Source organism: Ruegeria sp. HKCCD4884, from assembly GCF_013110855.1.
GTDB lineage: Bacteria > Pseudomonadota > Alphaproteobacteria > Rhodobacterales > Rhodobacteraceae > Ruegeria.
The window spans coordinates 251531-271319 of sequence record NZ_WVRJ01000001.1; the positions used below are offsets into that span (position 1 = coordinate 251531).

The window sequence follows — 19789 nt, forward strand, 5'->3', positions numbered from 1 at the left end:
AAACATGGCTAAGAAAATGCTTATCGATGCCACCCACGCGGAGGAAACCCGCGTCGTGGTGGTCGACGGAAACAAGGTCGAGGAGTTCGATTTTGAATCCGAAAACAAACGCCAGCTTGCAGGCAACATCTACCTTGCAAAAGTAACACGGGTTGAGCCGTCGCTGCAGGCGGCGTTTGTCGACTATGGTGGGAACCGTCACGGATTCCTGGCCTTTTCGGAAATTCACCCGGACTACTATCAGATCCCCGTCGCCGACCGTGAGGCGTTGATGGAGGAAGAGCGCGCCTATGCCGAGGCAATGAAGGCGCGTGACGAAGCCGAAGAAGCCAAGCCCAAAAAGCGGCGGTCTCGGTCGCGTTCCAAGGCGGCAGATGTGAAGTCGGACGATCCGGTTGAGACAATGGAGGTTTCGACCGAGCCAACCGGTATGGAAACCATCGATTTGGCCGATGGCGAAGATGCAGATGCAGAGGTGCCCGAGGGAACCTCTCCGATGGAGATCGTGGCTGAAACACCGGTAGAAGAGCCGGAAGACAGCGATGCGACTTCGGCAGAAACTGCGTCAGATAACGCGGCAGAAGAATCTGCTTCTGAGGTGGAAGACACGTCTGCATCGCCCGGAGAAGCCGGCGACGACACAGGTGAAGTCAGTAAAGACGCTGGTGAGGCCTCAAGCGATGAGACAGAAGTAAGCGCAGAAGCTGATAACGCATCGGCAAATGAGGCAGAGACGGAGGCGGTTGCTTCTGACGATGTTGAGACATCGGGTGAAGCTGCTGCAGATGCAGACGGCGATCAGGGTGCGGAAGACGAGGATGCTGAAGGCAAGAGCGCTGATGCCTCGTCGAAAGACGACTCGATTGAATCTGTGGCTGACGAAGATGACAGCGAAGACATCCGTCCGCCACGCAAACCGCGCCCGCGTCGTTACAAGATTCAGGAAGTCATCAAGGTTCGTCAGGTCCTGCTGGTGCAGGTGGTCAAGGAAGAGCGCGGCAACAAGGGTGCTGCACTGACAACCTATCTGTCTTTGGCCGGTCGCTATTGCGTATTGATGCCGAACACCGCGCGCGGTGGCGGTATAAGCCGTAAAATCACCAACGCCGCCGACCGCAAGAAATTGAAAGAAATCGCGGCGGACATTGATGTGCCGACCGGGGCTGGTCTGATCATCCGCACTGCGGGTGCCAAACGCACCAAGTCCGAGATCAAGCGTGACTATGAATATCTACAGCGTTTGTGGGAACAGATTCGCGCACTGACTTTGGAGTCGATTGCGCCAGCGAAGATTTATGAGGAAGGCGATCTGATCAAACGGTCGATCCGCGATCTTTATAATCGAGACATCGATGAGGTTCTGGTTGAAGGTGAAGGCGGTTATCGCATCGCCAAGGACTTCATGAAAATGATCATGCCGTCCCACGCCAAGAACGTGAAGCGGTATGAAGATGCCCTTCCTTTGTTCGCGCGCTATCAGGTGGAAAGCTATCTGGCGGGCATGTTCAACCCGACGGTTCAGCTGAAATCCGGTGGCTACATCGTGATCGGCGTGACCGAAGCCCTGGTCGCGATTGACGTGAACTCAGGGCGCGCGACCAAAGAAGGTTCGATCGAAGAGACCGCGCTGAAGACAAACCTGGAGGCCGCCGAAGAGGTGGCACGCCAGCTGCGTCTTCGGGATTTGGCCGGTCTGATCGTCATCGATTTCATCGATATGGACGAGCGCAAGAACAACGCTGCGGTTGAAAAGCGTCTGAAGGACAAGCTGAAAACTGATCGGGCGCGTATTCAGGTCGGCCGGATTTCGGGCTTTGGCCTTTTGGAGATGAGCCGTCAGCGCCTGCGCCCTGGTATGATCGAGGCCACGACGCAGCCATGTCCGGCCTGTCACGGCACCGGTCTGATCCGTTCGGACGACAACATGGCTCTGTCGATTCTGCGTCAGATCGAAGAGGAAGGCACACGCCGTCGTTCGCGTGAAGTTTTGGTGCGCTGCCCGGTCAGCATTGCCAACTTCTTGATGAACCAGAAGCGTGAGCACATTGCTCAGATCGAAGCCCGGTATGGCCTGTCTGTGCGGATCGAAGGCGACATCCACTTGGTGAGCCCCGATTTCTCGATGGAGAAATTTAAAACCGCCAGCCGGATTGTGCCTGAAGCCACTGCGCCTGTCGTTTCTGTGGATGCGTCTCTGATGGACATGGTGGACTCGTCTGACGAGGAAGAGGTCGAGGACGATACCACCCCAACCGAAGATGATGCCAAGCCCAAGCGCAAACGTCGCCGTCGTCGGCGCAAGAAGGGTGGGGGCAATGGTGATGCCGCAGAGCAATCCAACGAAAGCTCCGAAGGAGAGGCGCAGGAGAACGCTTCTGGTGATGCCGCCGATGAAGAAGGTGCGGCTGACGTCGTAGAAGCGGAAGCGGCAGAGGAAGAAAAGCCTGCCAAGCCCAAGCGTAAACGTGCTCCGCGTCGCCGGAAAAAGGACGTTGCGGCCGAGGAAACGGTTGAACAGGCTGAAGCAACTGAAGGTGTTGAAGCTGAGACCGTAGCTGAGGCGCCTGTGGCCGAGGACGCTGCAGAAAACCCTGAGGCCGAGGTGCCCGAGGTGGCTCAGGAACAAGGCGAAACTCTTGAGGCGGAAGCTGAGACTGTTGATGTTGCACCAGAGGAACCGGTGAACGCAGAAGAGGCCAGTGTCGAGGATGCGCCAGCCGAAGAGACGTCTGGTGTTGTGGAAGAACTCGCGGCGCAAGCGGTTGAAGAGGTCACTGCTGATGAGGTTGAGCCCGCAGTAGAAGCTCCTGTGGAAGAGACGCCTGAGCCTGTGCTGGAAACAGTAGCAGAAGAACCGGAACCAGGCCCCGCCAAGCCGAAGCGACGCGGGTGGTGGTCGCTGGGTAAATAGCGAAAAGGCGGGCTGAGGAGCCCGCCTTTTTTGTAACCCGAAGGATTTTTAGACGGCTTTTTGGATCAGATAAACCTGATGCGCCCCGTCAAGTTCTTGAGACAGAAGCTTGTGTCCGGCCTCGGAGCAAAAATGTGGAACATCGACGATAGCCGCAGGATCATCGGCCAGCACCCGCAGTACGGCCCCTGCAGGCAAGGATTTAAGCCGTTTGCGGGCTTTGAGAACGGGCAGAGGGCACAAAAGCCCGAGGGCGTCCAAAGTATCAGTAATCTCGGTCATGCATTTCGGGATAGGACCAAGTTGAAATATTGTCCAGATTCCAACCACGAGGATGTGACTGAATGGCCCCGTGACGGATCGACATTCATCACTTATGTGCAGAGACATGTTCGGAATTGAAATCATAGACGCGGGACTGTTGCCCGCCATGTTTGTCGCGCTGTTGGGTGGCTTGATCAGCTTTCTTTCACCATGCGTGCTGCCCATCGTGCCGCCTTATCTGGCGTATATGAGCGGCGTTACAATCAACGAGATGCAGGACGAGGCCCGTGCGCGGCGCAAGGCAACGATGTCGGCTTTGTTCTTTGTGATGGGTCTGTCGACCGTCTTTCTGCTTTTGGGCTTTACCGCGTCTGCCTTCGGGGCATTTGTTCTTCAGAATCAGGTGCTTTTTGCTAAGCTTTCGGGTGCGGTGGTGATCGTGTTTGGTCTTCACTTCCTGAACGTATTCCGCATCCCGTTTCTGGACCGCGAAGCGCGGATCGATACCGGTGATTCCGGTGGCTCGGTTTTTGGGGCGTATATTCTGGGTTTGGCGTTTGCCTTTGGCTGGACGCCCTGCATTGGGCCTCAGTTGGGTGCGATCCTTTCGCTGGCGGCGAATGAGGCATCAGTGGCGCGTGGTACGGTTTTGCTGGGCGTCTATGCAGCAGGGCTGGGTATTCCATTCCTTCTGGCGGCGATGTTCCTGAACCGATCGATGACCGTTATGAACCGCATCAAGCCTTACATGGGTACGATCGAAAAGGTCATGGGTGGATTGCTGTTGTTCGTGGGCATCATGCTGATCACCGGCCTGTTCACACGGTTCAGCTGGTGGTTGCTGGAAACCTTCCCGGCTTTGGCAAATTTTGGATGAACTGCTGACCCCCTTACCTTGACCTCAAGCCTGCGTTAACCTGCACGGCAGAAGGTAAGGGCATGAGCAGTCAGACAAATCAGCCTCAGGTGCGCAAACGTCGGGTGTTTTACATTCCCGGTTATGATCCGTTTCCGCCCAGACGATACCGGGAGCTGTATCGGTCTGAGGCACAGGCCCAGGCTGAGATTTCCGGCTATGAGATTTCCGTGTCAGCCAAGCCGCGAGCTGACGTCTTTGGCTGGCATGTCACATCGCTTCAGGATGGCGAACGGGTGCACACGGATGTCGATGTGCTGGTCTGGTCGGATATCGTGCGGGACAGCATGACGGGATCGATCCTGTCCACCTATCTGCAACTGGCGCGAACCGCTTGGACCTACATCTCAACGGGTACTCTGCGTCGGTTGATGGGGCTGAGAAAAGGGCCGGTGATTGCTGCGCTATATCCGGTTGGCATGTTGCTTTTACAATTGCTGGTCGCGCTGCTGTTTGCGTGGGCGACGGCGAAACTGCTAGTCCCAATGGTTGGGCTGTGGGCTTTGGTTCCGGCGGGTGTTCTGGCTTATGCGGTGTTACGTTGGTTTCGCACAATCGACAACCGGCTGTTTGCCTATTACCTGATGCATGACTACGCATATTCCGCGCAGTTAAAGGGGGAAACTCCGCGGCAGTTGCAGTCGCGATTGGACACATTCCAAGACCTGATCAAAGACGCTTTGACTGAAGAGGTGGACGAGGTTTTGGTGATCGGTCACAGCTCGGGCGCGCATCTGGGTGTGTCGGTGCTGGCCGATCTGATCCGTGATAGTGATGTGTCTGACCAAGGACCGGTTTTGTCGTTTCTGACTTTGGGGCAGGTGGTTCCCATGGTTTCCTTCCTGCCAAACGCACACCGTCTACGCGCGGATCTGCAGTTTCTATCCAAGCAACCCACTGTGGCATGGGTCGATTTTACCGCCCCCGGCGATGGCTGCGCCTTTGCGCTATGCGACCCGGTTGCAGTCAGCGGTGTGGGCAGCCCTGATAAGAAGTGGCCTCTGGTTTTGTCGGCAGCGTTTACTCAAACACTGTCACCTGAGCGCTGGAAGGCTGATCGTTGGCGTTTCTTCAAACTGCATTTTCAGTATCTCTGCGCCTTTGACCGTCCGGGTGCATACGATTATTTTCGGATCACCGCGGGCCCCCAAACCTTGGCTGCACGATTTGCCGGGCGGGCGCCTTCACCGTCACGTATTGATCAGCCCGTTTCAAAATACACTACGGTTCACGCATGATCCCGCCAAAACCGACCCCACGCCCAGACAAAGTTTCGCTGTGGCAGTATCTGAGACTGTTTCGGAAAGACCTGCTTTCGGCACAGCCCCAACGGCTCTATCGCGCGTGGATGGCGGAATTTCGAACGCCGTTCTTTAGATCTTACATGATCAATCAGCCGGAACTGGTTGATCTGGTTTTGAAAAAGAGGCCCGAAGATTTCCCGAAATCCAACCGGATCAGCGAAGGTTTGCGGCCGCTTTTGGGTGAGTCTGTATTTCTGACAAACGGTGAGGCATGGAAGCGACAACGTCGTATCATTGATCCAGCGTTCGAAGGCGGGCGGTTGAAAGACACGTTTCCGGCGATGCGAGACGCGTCACAAGCCTGCGCGGATCGGCTGTGCTCCAGTGTTGGAATGGAGATTGAAGTTGAAGAAATCACCAGCCATGTCGCCGCAGATGTCATTTTCAGAACACTGTTTTCGGTGCCTATCGAAAATGAAATCGCAGCCGAAGTGTTCCAAAAATTCCGCGCCTATCAAAGGCGGCAACCGCTTTTGAACCTTGCAGCCTTTTTGCCCCTGCCTCGTTGGGTTCCTCGTCTACATGCCGGCGACACGCGGCGGAATGCGCGTGATATCAGGCGTTTGATCCAGAAACTTACAGCGGTTCGCGCTGCGGCCATTGCTGATGGGACGGCACCAAACGATCTGGCCACAAAAATCATGACAACACCCGATCCCGCCACTGGGAAGTGTTTTGAAACCGACGAGATGATTGATCAGGTCGCGATCTTCTTTCTGGCGGGCCATGAAACCAGCGCTTCGGCTCTGGCCTGGACGCTTTATCTGCTGGCCCTGTACCCTGACTGGCAAGAGAAAGTCGCCGAAGAGGCACAGGCAAATCCGGATCCGTCCTTTACGACCATGTCCAGGCTGAACGTCGCCCGAGATGTATTTCGCGAGGCGTTGCGACTTTATCCACCGGTGCCAATGATGGTGCGGGAAACGCAATGTCCTGAACAGTTTCGCGATCGAGAGGTTCCGAAGGGTGCACAAATTGTCGTCAGCCCGTGGCACCTGCATCGGCAAGAACGGCTTTGGGACAATCCCGACGGGTTCGATCCCTCGCGCTGGAAGACAGAGAATGGCAAAACATGTCAGCGCAATGCCTACATCCCGTTCTCTGCCGGACCAAGAGCGTGCACGGGGGCGGGATTTGCGATGGTTGAGGCCCCCCTGATCCTGTCGATGCTGTTACGTCAATTCAAATTCGAAACAATCCCCGGAAAAACGCCGGTTCCGGTGGCGCATCTGACCGTTCGGTCCAAGGACGGGATTTGGTTGAGGTTGGTTGAGCGCTAACAAACTACCATCGTCCATCACCGTGCTGTATGCGAGGAATGAAATCGGAATCATTCTTGAACGGGAAATCATTATGTCGAAAGCAGAACAGCGCGCACAGATGTCCAACGGAGCAGGCTTTATCGCCGCACTGGATCAAAGTGGTGGATCGACCCCCAAGGCGCTGGCGCTGTATGGGGTGGACGCATCGGATTACGCCTCGGAAGAAGAGATGTTTGGTGAAATCCAGAACATGCGCGCGCGGATCATTCTGGCGGACGACTTCACCAAGGATAAAGTGATCGGTGCGATCCTGTTTGAACGCACGCTGGGTGAAGAAATCGACGGCCGCAAGGTTGCGGATTACCTATGGTCGGTCAAAGGCATCGTTCCGTTCCTGAAAATCGACAAAGGTCTGGAAGAGACCGCGAATGGCGTCCAGATGATGAAACCGATCCCGGGTCTGGCCGAAACGCTGGCCACGGCAGAGGGTGTGTTTGGCACCAAGGAACGTTCGGTGATTCATGAAGCCAACGCCGAAGGCATCGCTGCCGTTGTGGCGCAGCAGTTCGATGTGGCCCGCGAGGTCGTTGCCGCAGGCATGGTTCCGATCGTCGAGCCCGAGGTTAACATCAACTCGGAAACCAAGGCCGAGGCGGAAGACATCCTGAAGGCTGAAATCCTCAAAAACCTGAATCAGTTGGCCGAGGGGCAGGACATCATGCTGAAACTGACGATCCCCAGCACGGCAAACCTTTATGATGAAGTGGCTGATCACCCGCGCGTGGTGCGCGTGGTTGCCTTGTCAGGTGGGTATTCGACCGAGCAGGCGTGTGATTTGCTGGGCCAGAACGGCAAGATGATCGCGTCGTTTTCGCGTGCGCTGACCGAAGGTCTGTCGAAACAGCAATCTGATGCCGAGTTCAATGCCGCCCTGGGCAGCAACATTGAAAAGATCTTTAAGGCTTCTGCTTAAGTCGCTGATAAAACAAAAGAAGCGGCGTGCATGCGCCGCTTCTTTTTTCTGACCGCTCGGCTTAAATCCGGTATTTGATTTCAAAATTCCGCAAAGCTGAGCGTTCAGTTTTAACGCCGAAATAGCGCCATTTGGCGGAAGCTATCTCGTGTTGGGCTCCTCAGGATACCGGACACGTGCCCCGGTCAAATTTTTGAACCGCGCCTTTGACCATCATGTCGTATTTCAAGCTGTCATAGTTCACGACAAACGTGACGACCTGCCCGTCCTGCATCAGCAAAAACGTCATTGATTCTCCGACAGGATAAATTGCGGCTTCGCCTTCAAGGTCGCCTGTGGAAAGATGGCCTTTGTCCGAACCGCCTGACCGTTTCAAAGTTACGTTGCTGCCGTCCACATCTGACACACATTCAACTGAAAAATCATCTTGTTTCAGAGCGTTATTTGCCAAAGCAGGGGTTGCTGCCGCAGCCGCAACCGCGAGCACGCAGAGGTATTTCTTTGCCATTTTGAAGTCCAAAGTTGGGGGTTTTCTGTTCGCTGGGTCCGGCAATATGGGCAATCATTACATCCGAACCTGACGAGCAGGTGCCTTCCATTTGCGCCAGGAATGAGGCGTATGTTTGAACTTTAAGTGTCGTTGGAAATACCGGGTCAGCGCGCATTGCGCTGATGGGGAAACTTCGCAATTCAAGCTCATATATGCGGTTTGAGGCGGTCAGACCGGGCGGCGGCCTTGACAATCAGCGTCTCTGAATGAAACCTCACAAGGGTTGGGAGAAATTGGAAAATTCAAAGAGTTGTACCTGTTGCGGGACGGGCCGGATTGTATTATCGGCACGCTTCCCTGAGCAGGCCGACCCATTTGGGTTCCAACTGCCAGATAAAAAATTGGGAGTTAAAACATGAAAAACAGCAGCAAACTGAGCCTTGGCGCGTTTGTGACGGCGGCCATGATGGCACCAGCCGCGTATGCGGAAGAGTTCATCACAATCGGCACCGGTGGCGTAACCGGCGTGTATTACCCGACCGGCGGTGCGATCTGCCGTCTGGTAAACAAAGGCCGCAAGGAACATGGCGTGCGCTGCTCGGTCGAATCGACCGGTGGTTCGGTCTACAACATCAACACCATTCGCGAAGGCGAACTGGAGTTTGGTGTGGCACAGTCAGACTGGCAGTACCATGCCTATAACGGCACCTCGAAGTTCGAAGAGGCTGGCCCGTTCGAAAACCTGCGCGCCGTTTTCTCGGTTCACCCCGAGCCGTTCACCGTTGTGGCCCGCGCCGATTCCGGCATCACCAATTTTGAGGACCTGAAAGGCAAGCGCGTCAACATCGGCAACCCCGGTTCCGGTCAGCGCGGCACCATGGAGGTTCTGCTGGGTGAAATGGGCTGGACCACGGGCGATTTCGAACTGGCGACCGAACTGAAGGCGGCTGAACAGTCGGCTGCACTGTGCGACAACCAGATCGATGCGATGGTTTACACCGTCGGTCACCCTTCGGGTTCGATTCAGGAAGCCACCACCGCATGTGACTCGGTTCTGGTGAATGTCAGCGGCGAAGCCGTGGACAAACTGGTCAACGATAACTCGTTCTACCGCACCGCAACCATTCCCGGTGGCATGTACCGTGGATCTGATGGCGACACGTCGACCTTTGGTGTGGGCGCAACCTTTGTGACGTCAGCGGACGTATCGGAAGATGCGGTCTATGCGGTTGTCAGCTCGGTCTTCGAGAACTTCGATGACTTCAAAAAGCTACACCCTGCATTTGCCAACCTGAAGCCCGAAGAGATGATCGCGGACGGCCTGTCGGCACCGCTGCATCCGGGTGCTGAAAAGTACTACAAAGAAAAAGGCTGGATTCAGTAAGCCAGACCTGACGCAGGGTGCCTTCGGGCGCCCTGCACACAACCCGTGTAAAACGGGGTTCCAAAAGGCCGAAAAAGGCCGTGACGGGGAGACATTTTATGAGTTCCGACACACAATCCAATCGCCCGCTATCTGAAGAAGAGCTTCAGGATCTGGTTGCGTCTTCCGACGCCGGCGGGCGCAACCCGGTCGGCAACGTCGGGATTTTTCTGGCCATCGTAGCGGCGATCTGGTCGATTTTTCAGGTTGTTCTGGCCTCGCCAATCTCGAACTATGTCCTTCCCGGAAGCGTTGTGAATAACTCGCGCCAGTTCCATCTGGCTTTTGCGATGTTTCTGGCCTTTGCGGCTTATCCGGCGCTGAAGTCCAGCCCTCGGAACTATATCCCGATTCAGGACTGGATCATGGGTATTCTGGGCGCGTTTGTCGCGCTTTATGGGTATTTCTTCTACGACAAGATCGTCAATGCGGGCGGGCTTGCCGATGACACGGACAAGTGGATCGCATTGGGCGGCCTGCTACTGTTGTTCGAGGCCGCGCGCCGCGCGCTTGGCCCGGCCATGGCGATCATCGCGACGATCTTTTTGGCTTATGTCTTCTTCGGTTCATCCGAATGGGTGCCCGAAGTTATCCGCTGGAAAGGCGCGAGCCTGAAAAAGGCCATGAGCCATATGTGGATCACGTCAGAAGGTGTGTTTGGCATCGCTCTTGGCGTTTCCACGAAATTCGTCTTCCTGTTCGTTCTGTTTGGCGCCTTGTTGGATAAGGCCGGGGCAGGGAACTATTTCATCAAAATGGCCTTCGGGGCGCTTGGCCATCTGCGTGGCGGCCCTGCGAAGGCTGCCGTTGTGGGCTCTGCCGCGACCGGGCTGATCTCGGGTTCGTCGATTGCCAACGTTGTAACCACCGGCACCTTCACCATTCCGTTGATGAAACGGGTGGGCTTTTCCAGCGAACAGGCGGGTTCGGTCGAGGTTGCGTCTTCGGTGAATGGCCAGATCATGCCACCGGTTATGGGCGCTGCGGCCTTCCTGATGGTGGAATATGTGGGCATCTCATATGTTGAGGTCATCACCCACGCCTTCTTGCCTGCTGCGATTTCCTACATCGCGCTGGTCTATATCGTCCATCTTGAAGCGGTTAAGCGGAACATGCCAACCCTGGGCGACCGGGATGTGCATTTGGCGCGGACCGTTGTTGGGATGTTGTCTTTCTTCGTGGTATTTGCCGGTCTGTGCTATAGCTCGCAATTCCCGGTGGATGCGGTGACAAGTTGGGCACCTTCGGCGGCTGGATTGATCCTTAGCCTGATCGTTTGCGCGATCTATGTCGTGTTGCTTTATCTGGCCGCTCAGGTGCCGGATCTTGAGCCCGACGATCCAAACGCCAAAGAGGTCACGCTGCCGGTCATTGCAGACATCTACAAGGCAGGTCTGCACTATCTGCTGCCGATTATTGTGCTTGTCTATTTCCTGATGATCGAACAGAAATCTCCTGGTTTGTCAGCCTTTTGGGCAACCGCGTTACTGTTCGTGATCCTGCTGACGCAAAAACCGCTCAAGGCGGTCTTCCGCGGCGAAAGCGATGTGTACAACCGCTTTATCGACGGTGTGGCCGACCTGTGGCAGGGCCTGATCGACGGCGCGCGGAACATGATCGGGATCGCTTTGGCCACAGCCACGGCGGGCGTGATCGTGGGTACGGTGACGCTGACCGGTGTAGGACAGGTGATGGCCGATCTGGTCGAGTTCCTCTCGGGTGGCAACCTGATCCTGATGCTGATCATGGTCGGTATCCTCAGCCTGATCCTAGGTATGGGCCTGCCGACCACGGCGAACTATATCGTCGTCAGCTCGTTGATGGCTGGTGTGGTTGTCGAACTGGGCGCGCAAAGCGGGCTGATCGTGCCGCTGATCGCTGTCCACCTGTTTGTCTTTTACTTCGGTATTATGGCGGACGTGACACCGCCTGTGGGTCTGGCCAGTTTCGCGGCCGCTGCTGTCTCGGGTGGTGATGCGATCAAGACCGGTTTCACGGCGTTCTTCTACAGCCTGCGCACTGTGGCGTTGCCGTTTGTGTTCATCTTCAACACCGACCTGTTGTTGATCGATGTGACATGGGTCGAAGGCATAATCGTCGCCATATTCGCCACCATAGCCATTCTGGTCTTTACTGCCGGTACAATGGGGTACTTCCTGACCCACAGCCGGATCTATGAAAGCATCGCGCTGATCTTTGTGGCCTTTGCCTTGTTCAGGCCGGACTTCTTTATGGACCGCATTTCGCCTCCGTTCCAATCGGTTGAACCTGCTGCGTTCGAAGAGACAATCGGTCAGGTTCCACCCGGAACAGAGATGCGGCTTGTTGTGTCCGGGCCAGACTTCGACACGCTTGAAATGACTGATACAACTGTGGTGGCCACGGTGGGTTCGGAAGACGGCGGCGCAGCGCGGGTCGAGGCGTTGGGGCTAATCCTGATCCCTGAAGACGGCGTTGTTAAACTGGACGAACCGTTCCCAGGAACACCGCTTTCAGGCGATCTGGATATCTTCGATTATTATGGGGATGAGGCCGTAAGCCTGACCTCGGTCAGCTTGCCGTCAAGTCAGCCACCCAAGCAGTTGGTCTATATCCCTGCGATGGTTCTTCTTGGCCTCATCGCGCTTTTGCAACGCGGCCGGGCCGCCAGACGAGAGGTGCTTGCATGACACGTTCAGTTCTATGCGCCATTGATATCAGCAATGGTGAGATTGATGTGCCGGTTCTGCAAAAGGCGGCCGCTCTGGCGGACCTGGAAGGGGCGCAGCTGGATGTTGTGACCGTGCTGCCGGATTTTGGTGAAAGTTGGGTGTCAGGGTTCTTTGAGGCCGACTTCCACGACAAGGCTTTTGAAGAGGCGCAGGCCACTCTGACATCGCTGTGTGTCAAAGCACTGGGGTCAGAGAGAAATGAAACTATCCGCCATGTTGTGGCGACAGGAACGGCCTATCAGGAAATCCTGAAAACTGCTGAAGGCGCCGGGTCCGATTTGATCGTAATCGGTGCGCACAAGCCGGATTTCAAGGATTACCTGCTGGGTCCCAACGCATCACGTGTTGTGCGACATTCTTCGGTTTCTGTTTACGTCGTGCGCTGAACAGACTTCAGGGATCAATACCCTGTCATCTCAAGGTATCCGATGCCTTCATGGCTTCCGGTTACGGTGACAGGTCCTTCCCAATACTCAAAGCGGGTTCCCATCCATGCTTCGGGTGTGATGGCGGAAACGTCAACTTCAACACCCCGATCCGGTAAGGCAACGCGCCAGTGTGTTGGAACCTCGCGCCCTGCGACTTGGTCCGTGGCCAGCGGCGTCATTTGGACGGTTCCGTTAGGGATAGCCTCGGTACTGCCGTCGGCATTGATCCAAGTGGCCGAGGTAAAGTCGCCGCGCCCCCCACGCAACCGAAAAGCCATCATCTTGTCGCCGCCCTCGAAGCTGAGGGAAAACCAATCCCATCCACTTTGATCCGCAGCAAGCGGCTGCGACGACCATTCACGGTCCAACCAACCCTGGCCTGTGACGTGCACATCGCCGTCTGGCAGTCGAAGAACACCTTCAACCGCGTAAAAAGGCTGCGAGTAATAATAGCTGGCCTGACCATCCGCAGATTTGACCGAATACCCTGCATCGCCGTGAAACACCAATGGCCCCTGAGCGGTCAGCGACAGATCATAGCTGAAATCCTCTCCGTTGGCCGTCAGGGTAAGGGTGTCGAAATCAGGACCGGCCATGCGCCATTCGTCGATCCACGCCTCAAAGGGTTCAGCGGTTACGCCTGCCTGACCAATCCCGCCACGCGAAAGACGCTCAGCGAAGTAATGCGTGTCAGGCGTTGTTGTCGCCGCGTGACCCATCCAGATTTGCGGGCTTTGCCAACCGGCGGTTTCAAAGGGCTTCAGAGCAGATCGGAACAGGGTCCACTGAACACCATAGTCGCGCCCATCTTCACCCTTGAGGTTGGCCGTCAGATACCACCATTCGATCCGGTAAGCCGGATGGGGCCCATGATCCTTGGGGAAATCGAACGCATATCCTTCTTCGGGAACATCAAAGCCCTCGGCTGATCCGCCCAAACCTGCATAGCCCTGTGCCCACAATGGAAGTGGGAAAATGATGATCAGGCAGAGGAAAAGGGTTCTAACGTTCATTGGCGAACACTCTCAGCAAGTCGGCAGGGGGCAGGCGCAGCATCCGCAACGCGGGCAGGGCTGCTGCGATTATGGCCGCCAGAAGCGTCAACAGAAACAGCCACAGCCAGTCCCATGGGAAGACGAACATGGGAAGCCGCCAACCGAAGGCCTGTACGTTGATCACTGCCAGCAGAACCCATGCCAGGATCAGTCCTAGCGGCAACGCAAGGACTGCCGTCAGTGCAGCCAGCAACACGCTGCGAAAAAGCTCCAGCCGTGCCAGTTGCGCCCGGTTCAGCCCCAGCGCCCAAACAGGGGCGATTTGCGGCAGGCGTTGTGTCCACAGCGTCAACAGGCTGGTCAGGATGGCGAATCCCGCCACGCCAAGGGTCAGAACGTTCAGCGCCGATGTCACAACAAAGGTCTTCTCAAAGATCGCCAGTGATTGCGCCTTCATGGCCGCTTGCTGAACCACTGCGCGCGGCGGCAGGTCAAATTGGGCGCGCAGGGTTTGTGCCATCGTAGTCGCGTCTTCCGGTGGCATGCGGATACCAAACCTCCGCATCTCGGTCCCTGGTACGATACGATCCAGTTGCGCCATTGAAACGATGGCTTGACCCGTTGGATTGCCATAGTCGGAATAGACCCCCGCGATCGGCAAAACGTGGTTCTGGGCAAGTTGTAGCTGGGCACCGGGCCACAAGGACGCGCGGCGCGCCAATTGTTCGTTGATAAGCACCGCGTCTCCGGCCATCACGTCATCCCAAACGGTGGCGGTTGAGGCAATCAAGGGCCAGTGTTGCCGGTACACGGTATCATCCACCACGCCGTATAAGAATAAAGGGCCGGTTTCATGGGGCAGTTCTACGCTGCGGATCGGCAAAATGGCATCGACCTGAGGGCGCAGCCAAATGGTCATCTCGCGTGCCTGATCTTCGTCACGCGCAGTCACGTACAACTCGGCCGTCAGCCGTTGATCCAGCCAGCCGATAAAGGTTAACCTGAAGCTGGAAACCATTGTTCCCACGCCGATATTTGCCGCCAAGGCCAGTAACAGGGCCATCAGGGCCAAAGACAGGCCAGGCAATTGCGCCCGCAGGTCCGCCCAGACCCATTGCGCAACAGGACCGCGCGCCGTACGCGCCAGTACAGACAGAGCCATGGCCAGAAGCGATGGCAACAGCAAGGCCGCACCTGTCAGCAATCCGGCCAATAAGGTGAAACCTGCAACAAGCCCTCCAATGGTGACATAGGCCAGCGATCCTCCGACTATCAGGATCAGACCCATTGCTCCGACGATGTGGCGCGCGCGGGAATTGCTCTGCCACGCCTGCACGCCCGGTCCTTCGAGCAAAGGCATGTTGGACAAGCGCCACAATGCGTGACCGCTGGCCAGCAGGGTTCCGAATACTGCCATGGCGATACCAGCGAAAACCCACTGAGGTTGCAGCGTCAGTTGTCCGGTCACAGGCGCGCCATAGAGCCCACGCAAAGTTGCGGCGACATCAGGCAGCAACGCTCCGGCCAGAAAGAAGCCCAACAGCAATCCAAGACTGCCTCCGATCAGGGCCAACAGGGTTAATTCGGTCAGTACCAGCCAAACAAGCCGACGCATGGACACGCCTAAAGCACGCAAGGTGCGGATCATGCCGCGTCGCTGGGCAAAGGCCAGACCAACGGTGCCATTGACGATGAACAGCCCAACGGCAAAGGACAGAAGTCCAAACGCCGACAAGTTCAAATGAAAGCTGTCGGTCAACTGAGCGGTATCGACTTGCGCTGAGGGGCTGATGCGGTCCAGTTCAGGTGCGACCTGATTGAGAGGGGGCAGGTCGCGCGGTTGGTTCGGCAGCACGACAAGCCGCGAGATGACGCCTGTTTGGTTCAACAAGCCCTCGGCCACGCCGATGTCGGTGAGAATGACGTCCGAGGGAAGGGCTGAGGTGGTCAGAATGGGGGGCAGGTTGTCTTGATCACGCAGCAGCACCTCTAGCTCGGGTGATACAAGAACACGGCCCGGGGAGGTCAACATGTCCACAGGCTCGGGCGGTACTGCGCTCTGTTCTGCTTCAGTCACGGCAGGCAGGGCCGGGTAGGCAACCATATCCACGCCCATCAGGCGCAAGGTTCGCCCGCCGATACGGTATGGGCCTTCCAGAACGGCTGCAACCTGCCAGCCAGCACGGCGCAGGTCGACATAACGAGAGACTGAAATCGGTCCCGACGGGTCTCGAAGCTCGTCAAATTGGCCGATGGCCAATTGAGCGTTGGCCCGCGCATAGCTTACACGCGCTTCGGCGTTGATGGCTTGTACAGCCGACCACAAACCGGTGGCCAAAGCGATGCCGATCAGCAAGGTCGCCAGTTGTAACCGATGCACCCGCCAATGGGACATCAGGGCCTGAATGACGGGCCATGTCATTGAATCCGCCCGCCGCTTAGCGTGACTTGACGGTCCAGTCGCGCAGCGATTTGTTGGGAATGCGTTACCAATAACAATGCCGCTTTGGTGTCGGCAACCAGTGATAACATCAGGTCCAGTACGGTTGCGCTGGCGGTTTCGTCCAGATTGCCGGTCGGTTCATCAGCCAGCAACAGCTTGGGGCGCGCGGCCATGGCCCGCCCGATTGCAACCCTTTGTTGCTGACCGCCCGACAGGTTCTCGGGGTAACGTTCCAGCAAGTCTGACAGGCCCAGTCGTTCCGCCAGATGGCTGTTCCAAGCGGTATCTTCGACACCGGCAAGACGCGCGTGAAAGGACAGGTTCTGTGCAACCGTCAGGGACGGGATCAAATTGAATTGTTGAAACACCAACGACACATGTTTCCGGCGCAGTGCTGCCCGTCCTGCATCATCCAGCGTGGATAGACGAGTTTCCCCCAATATGATCTCGCCCCCGTCAAAGTTGTCCAGGGCTGCGGCAAGGTTCAGCAGGGTGCTTTTGCCGCTGCCGCTTTCACCGGTCAGGGCCAAAGTTTGCCCTTGATCCAGAACCAGAGATACATCGCGCAGTAACGGACGCCCGCCGGGATAGGATTTCTGCACCTTGTCTATGGTCAACACCATGGCTCGCCCCGCTTTTGCTCCGCAAGATGTGCAACAGTTTTAACTCATGTCCAGTGCAGACCGACCATCGGAGCGTTTCGCCGCAGGTGCAAAAGGCGTCTGGTGGTCTTGTGCGCAACCACAGCACAGTCCATTCTGTGAAGACGCGTTTCCGTTGCAAATCAGGATGACATTACATGACCTTGTTGCACCAGATCATGTGGGGCAGTACTTTTTTGGGCCTTTGCTTTTTGGTCGAGATTATTTTGTTGACCTGGTGCACTCTGGTCCTTCTCAAGCTCGAGCCTAAGTTGACGGTGCAAAGCAACTTTATGGCTGTTGCCATTCCGATTGCTGTAGCGCTGGCCTTTATTGTTGCAACACACACAATACAGGTCTGGCTGTGGGCCATTGTCTGGGTATTGCTGGATGTACTTCCGACGTGGAACTCGGCCATCTATTTCTCGCTCGTGACGTTTACGACACTGGGTTATGGCGATATCGTTTTGGGTGAGGCGCTGCGGATCTTTGGGTCTTTTGCCTCGGTTGCGGGTCTTTTGACCTTTGGCTTGTCCACTGCCTATATGGTTGCGTTGATGACACGCGTGTTCAACGACAGGTTCTTTTCCTAAAGGATCGGAGCGAACAACCGCGCCAGAGGAGCACCAAAACGAATATGCGCCGGCTGCTGTGCGAGGGTGCGTGTCAACTCGTAACTGTTTTCGAAATCTGCTTGCAGCATCTCGGCGACCCGGTTTGCAGCTTGGGTATCGAAAAACAGCGCCATAGCCTCGAAATTCAGCCGGAATGAGCGATTGTCCAGATTGGTTGTGCCGACCGCCGCCAGCGCATCGTCGACGACAAACGCCTTTTGATGCATGAAACCGTCGGTATAGCGAAAGATACGCGCGCCGCAGTCGCGGGCCTCGTCAAAATAGGCGAATGCGGCCAGCCAGGGCAGGCGGTGGTCGATCATATCGGGCACCAGAATGCGCACATCCACCCCGCGCATTGCCGCGTGTTGCAGAGCGGTCATCACGTCGATATCCGGTACAAAATAAGGCGAAGCAATCCAGAGCCTTTCTTTAGCTGCAGCGATGGCGGCAAAGAACATCATCGCACCGGTTTCCGTTTCGTCACCGGGGCCGGTGGCAACCAACAAGGCGTTCATGTCTTGCTCGGCTTCGGAGCCCGCCCAATCCAACTCGTCGATCAGATCTTCGTCCCGGGCCCAGTGCCAGTCTTCGGTGAAAATTAGCTGCAATTGGCGCACGATATGGCCGGTCATCTTCAGATGCGTGTCGCGCCAATGACCGAAATGCTTGTCCTGCCCCAGATATTCCACGCCAACGTTGTGACCGCCAATGAACCCGGTTTCCCCATCGATGACAACGGTTTTGCGATGGTTTCGATAGTTGAGTTGAAATCGGAAATTGGGGCCGCGCTGATCCTTCGGATTAGCCACGTCAATCCCGGCCTCCTGAAGTGCCTCAAGATAATCCGAGGGGAGGCCGTAACTGCCCACCGCGTCGGCCATGAAACGGACGCGCACCCCTCGCTTGGCCGCAGCAATCAGCTTTTCCTGCAGCTGCAGGCCCAACGCGTCAGCGCGCACGATGTAGAATTGTATCAGGATATAGCTTTTGGCCACATCGATGGCGTCGAAGATTGCGTCAAATGTGGCCTGCCCATCGATTAGTAGCTCGGCCCCGTTCCCGCGTGAGACCGGCAAATGCGCCAAAACTTCGAACGGACGCGGGTTAATCGACATGCGCGCGGGATCGGGTTTTGAAAAGTCGGCGAAGGTTTTGATGCCTTCGACAACGCGTTCGCTTTCCTGACGTGCGATGCGGTATCCGCGAAAGCGATGGTGGCCCAGAAACAGGTAGGCGGGCACTGCGATAAAAGGGGCCGAGACCAAAAACACAACCCAGCCTACGGCGCCTTGAGGGGTCCGCGCTGTTTGCGCCGCGCGCACCACGAACACTGCTGCCGTCGTATAGAGGGCAAAGACGACGGCAGAAACAAGCAATGTCCACATAGGGTTAAGGCTCCGGGTTTGTCAGTTTGCCCCAGTGTAGACCCGAGTCCAATCCTGCGCCATATCCACAATGACCCAACCCATCTCGGGGCCTTTGTCCAGCCCGTCTGCCAGCTTTCCAATGGCGCTTTCGCGGTCATAGGCCCATTCGCGGTCAGCATCCGTGTGATGAATCAGCACGCCCAGTTTGGGACCGTCACCGGCGGTGACCCACTGCATCATCGCAAAATCACCGTCCGAGTTTCCGCCGGCCAGAATCGGGCGCTTGCCGATTGTGCGTTCGATGTTGATGGGTTTGCCTTCTTTGTCATCGATGAACGCGATACCCGGCGCCTTGACGATCGTCGGCGTGCCATCAATCACCTCATAGCTGGTGTTGCCATATGTTCCCAAAACCTGATTGGGCGGAATACCATAGGCTTCTTCGGCGAACACTCGCATGAAATGCAGACCACCGCCCGAGACAATGTACGTGGTGAACCCTTCATCCCGCAAATAACGCAAAAGTTCGATCATCGGCTGATAGGTCATCTGGTCGTAAGGAAGATCGGTATCGGGATGACGCTCTGTCGCCAACCAATCGGCCACAGCAGCCTGGAACTCTGCAACGCTGTCACCGGAATGCGTGGTATTCACGACTTCAATTAACGCGTCATGGCCGCTCTCTAATACCGTTGCCAAATCTCCTTTGGCGGCGGCTTCCAGTACGGGTGTTTTCAGGATTGACGGATCTTGCTCTGCCATTTCGGCAAGGCGGTCCATGGCAAAGATGAATTGGAAATAAACGGGCTGCTCGGCCCAAAGCGTTCCATCGTTGTCGAAGACAGCTATTCGGTCCGATGGGGTCACATAGTTGGGACTGTCTTGGCTGGTCACGCCTTCGACAAAGGCTACAATCTGATCTTTGGCATGACTGTTGGTCCAACTGGGCAGTGGGTCGGCAAGCAGTGACAGCGGGGCGCAGGCAAGAACAGTGCTGAGAACTAAGTATCGCATGAATTACTCGTTTAGTTTCAAGATAAAAAG

The 19789-nt window shown here is 56.3% G+C and carries 16 protein-coding genes; 9 read left to right on the plus strand and 7 right to left on the minus strand.

Going from position 1 to position 19789, the window contains the following annotated elements:
• Nucleotides 1-4 precede the first annotated feature (4 nt).
• The gene (locus GS636_RS01195) at nucleotides 5-2911 is read left to right on the plus strand and encodes a ribonuclease E/G (protein WP_171668168.1); all 2907 of its coding nucleotides are present in this window, start codon (nucleotides 5-7) and stop codon (nucleotides 2909-2911) included.
• Between the two features lie 48 nt (nucleotides 2912-2959).
• Here the strand turns inward: GS636_RS01195 and GS636_RS01200 are convergent, their stop codons facing one another.
• Nucleotides 2960-3193, minus strand: coding sequence for a sulfurtransferase TusA family protein (locus tag GS636_RS01200; RefSeq protein WP_171668169.1), 234 nt, complete (start codon nucleotides 3191-3193; stop codon nucleotides 2960-2962).
• 106 nt (nucleotides 3194-3299) lie between these two features.
• Between GS636_RS01200 and GS636_RS01205 the strand changes: the two genes are divergently transcribed.
• The 4 genes from GS636_RS01205 (at nucleotide 3300) to GS636_RS01220 (ending at nucleotide 7630) form a co-directional block, all read left to right on the plus strand.
• A complete protein-coding gene (locus tag GS636_RS01205) occupies nucleotides 3300-4052 on the plus strand; it encodes a cytochrome c biogenesis CcdA family protein (protein ID WP_171089861.1) in 753 nt (250 codons plus the stop codon).
• Between the two features lie 62 nt (nucleotides 4053-4114).
• The gene (locus GS636_RS01210; protein ID WP_171668170.1) at nucleotides 4115-5329 is read left to right on the plus strand and encodes a hypothetical protein; all 1215 of its coding nucleotides are present in this window, start codon (nucleotides 4115-4117) and stop codon (nucleotides 5327-5329) included.
• A complete protein-coding gene (locus GS636_RS01215) occupies nucleotides 5326-6675 on the plus strand; it encodes a cytochrome P450 (RefSeq protein ID WP_171668171.1) in 1350 nt (449 codons plus the stop codon). Before GS636_RS01210 ends, GS636_RS01215 begins: the two co-directional genes overlap by 4 nt.
• Nucleotides 6676-6748: 73 nt before the next feature.
• Entirely contained in the window at nucleotides 6749-7630 is an 882-nt protein-coding gene (locus GS636_RS01220) for a fructose bisphosphate aldolase (protein ID WP_171668172.1), read from the plus strand.
• 160 nt (nucleotides 7631-7790) lie between these two features.
• On the opposite strand, the gene GS636_RS01225 is transcribed toward GS636_RS01220, so the two are convergent.
• Nucleotides 7791-8138 (minus strand): hypothetical protein, encoded by a 348-nt coding sequence (locus GS636_RS01225; RefSeq protein ID WP_171668173.1) that lies wholly within the window; start codon nucleotides 8136-8138, stop codon nucleotides 7791-7793.
• Nucleotides 8139-8535: 397 nt separating this feature from the next.
• Between GS636_RS01225 and GS636_RS01230 the strand changes: the two genes are divergently transcribed.
• The 3 genes from GS636_RS01230 (at nucleotide 8536) to GS636_RS01240 (ending at nucleotide 12640) form a co-directional block, all read left to right on the plus strand.
• Complete coding sequence (locus GS636_RS01230; RefSeq protein ID WP_171089876.1) at nucleotides 8536-9504, plus strand: TAXI family TRAP transporter solute-binding subunit; 969 nt, start codon at nucleotides 8536-8538, stop codon at nucleotides 9502-9504.
• Nucleotides 9505-9602: 98 nt separating this feature from the next.
• The gene (locus GS636_RS01235) at nucleotides 9603-12212 is read left to right on the plus strand and encodes a TRAP transporter permease (protein WP_171183062.1); all 2610 of its coding nucleotides are present in this window, start codon (nucleotides 9603-9605) and stop codon (nucleotides 12210-12212) included.
• Nucleotides 12209-12640, plus strand: a complete 432-nt coding sequence (locus GS636_RS01240) for a universal stress protein (RefSeq protein ID WP_171183065.1) — start codon at nucleotides 12209-12211, stop codon at nucleotides 12638-12640. The genes GS636_RS01235 and GS636_RS01240 overlap by 4 nt, the downstream gene beginning before the upstream one ends.
• 14 nt (nucleotides 12641-12654) lie before the next feature.
• Here GS636_RS01240 and GS636_RS01245 read toward each other — a convergent pair whose 3' ends face one another.
• From GS636_RS01245 to GS636_RS01255, 3 genes are read right to left on the minus strand one after another with little or no spacing between them, the layout of a single operon-like run.
• A complete protein-coding gene (locus tag GS636_RS01245; protein WP_171668174.1) occupies nucleotides 12655-13695 on the minus strand; it encodes a lipocalin-like domain-containing protein in 1041 nt (346 codons plus the stop codon).
• Entirely contained in the window at nucleotides 13685-16099 is a 2415-nt protein-coding gene (locus GS636_RS01250) for an FtsX-like permease family protein (RefSeq protein WP_171668175.1), read from the minus strand. Before GS636_RS01250 ends, GS636_RS01245 begins: the two co-directional genes overlap by 11 nt.
• Entirely contained in the window at nucleotides 16096-16743 is a 648-nt protein-coding gene (locus GS636_RS01255; protein WP_171668176.1) for an ABC transporter ATP-binding protein, read from the minus strand. Before GS636_RS01255 ends, GS636_RS01250 begins: the two co-directional genes overlap by 4 nt.
• Before the next feature lie 176 nt (nucleotides 16744-16919).
• Here GS636_RS01255 and GS636_RS01260 point away from each other — a divergent pair, with 176 nt between their 5' ends.
• Complete coding sequence (locus GS636_RS01260; RefSeq protein ID WP_171668177.1) at nucleotides 16920-17354, plus strand: two pore domain potassium channel family protein; 435 nt, start codon at nucleotides 16920-16922, stop codon at nucleotides 17352-17354.
• Here the strand turns inward: GS636_RS01260 and cls are convergent.
• Both cls and GS636_RS01270 read right to left on the minus strand, forming a co-directional pair.
• The gene (gene cls, locus GS636_RS01265; protein WP_171668178.1) at nucleotides 17351-18763 is read right to left on the minus strand and encodes a cardiolipin synthase; all 1413 of its coding nucleotides are present in this window, start codon (nucleotides 18761-18763) and stop codon (nucleotides 17351-17353) included. The genes GS636_RS01260 and cls overlap by 4 nt on opposite strands.
• Before the next feature lie 21 nt (nucleotides 18764-18784).
• Nucleotides 18785-19759: an HAD family phosphatase gene (locus GS636_RS01270; RefSeq protein ID WP_171668179.1), complete on the minus strand. Its 975-nt coding sequence runs from the start codon at nucleotides 19757-19759 to the stop codon at nucleotides 18785-18787.
• Nucleotides 19760-19789: the final 30 nt, after the last annotated feature.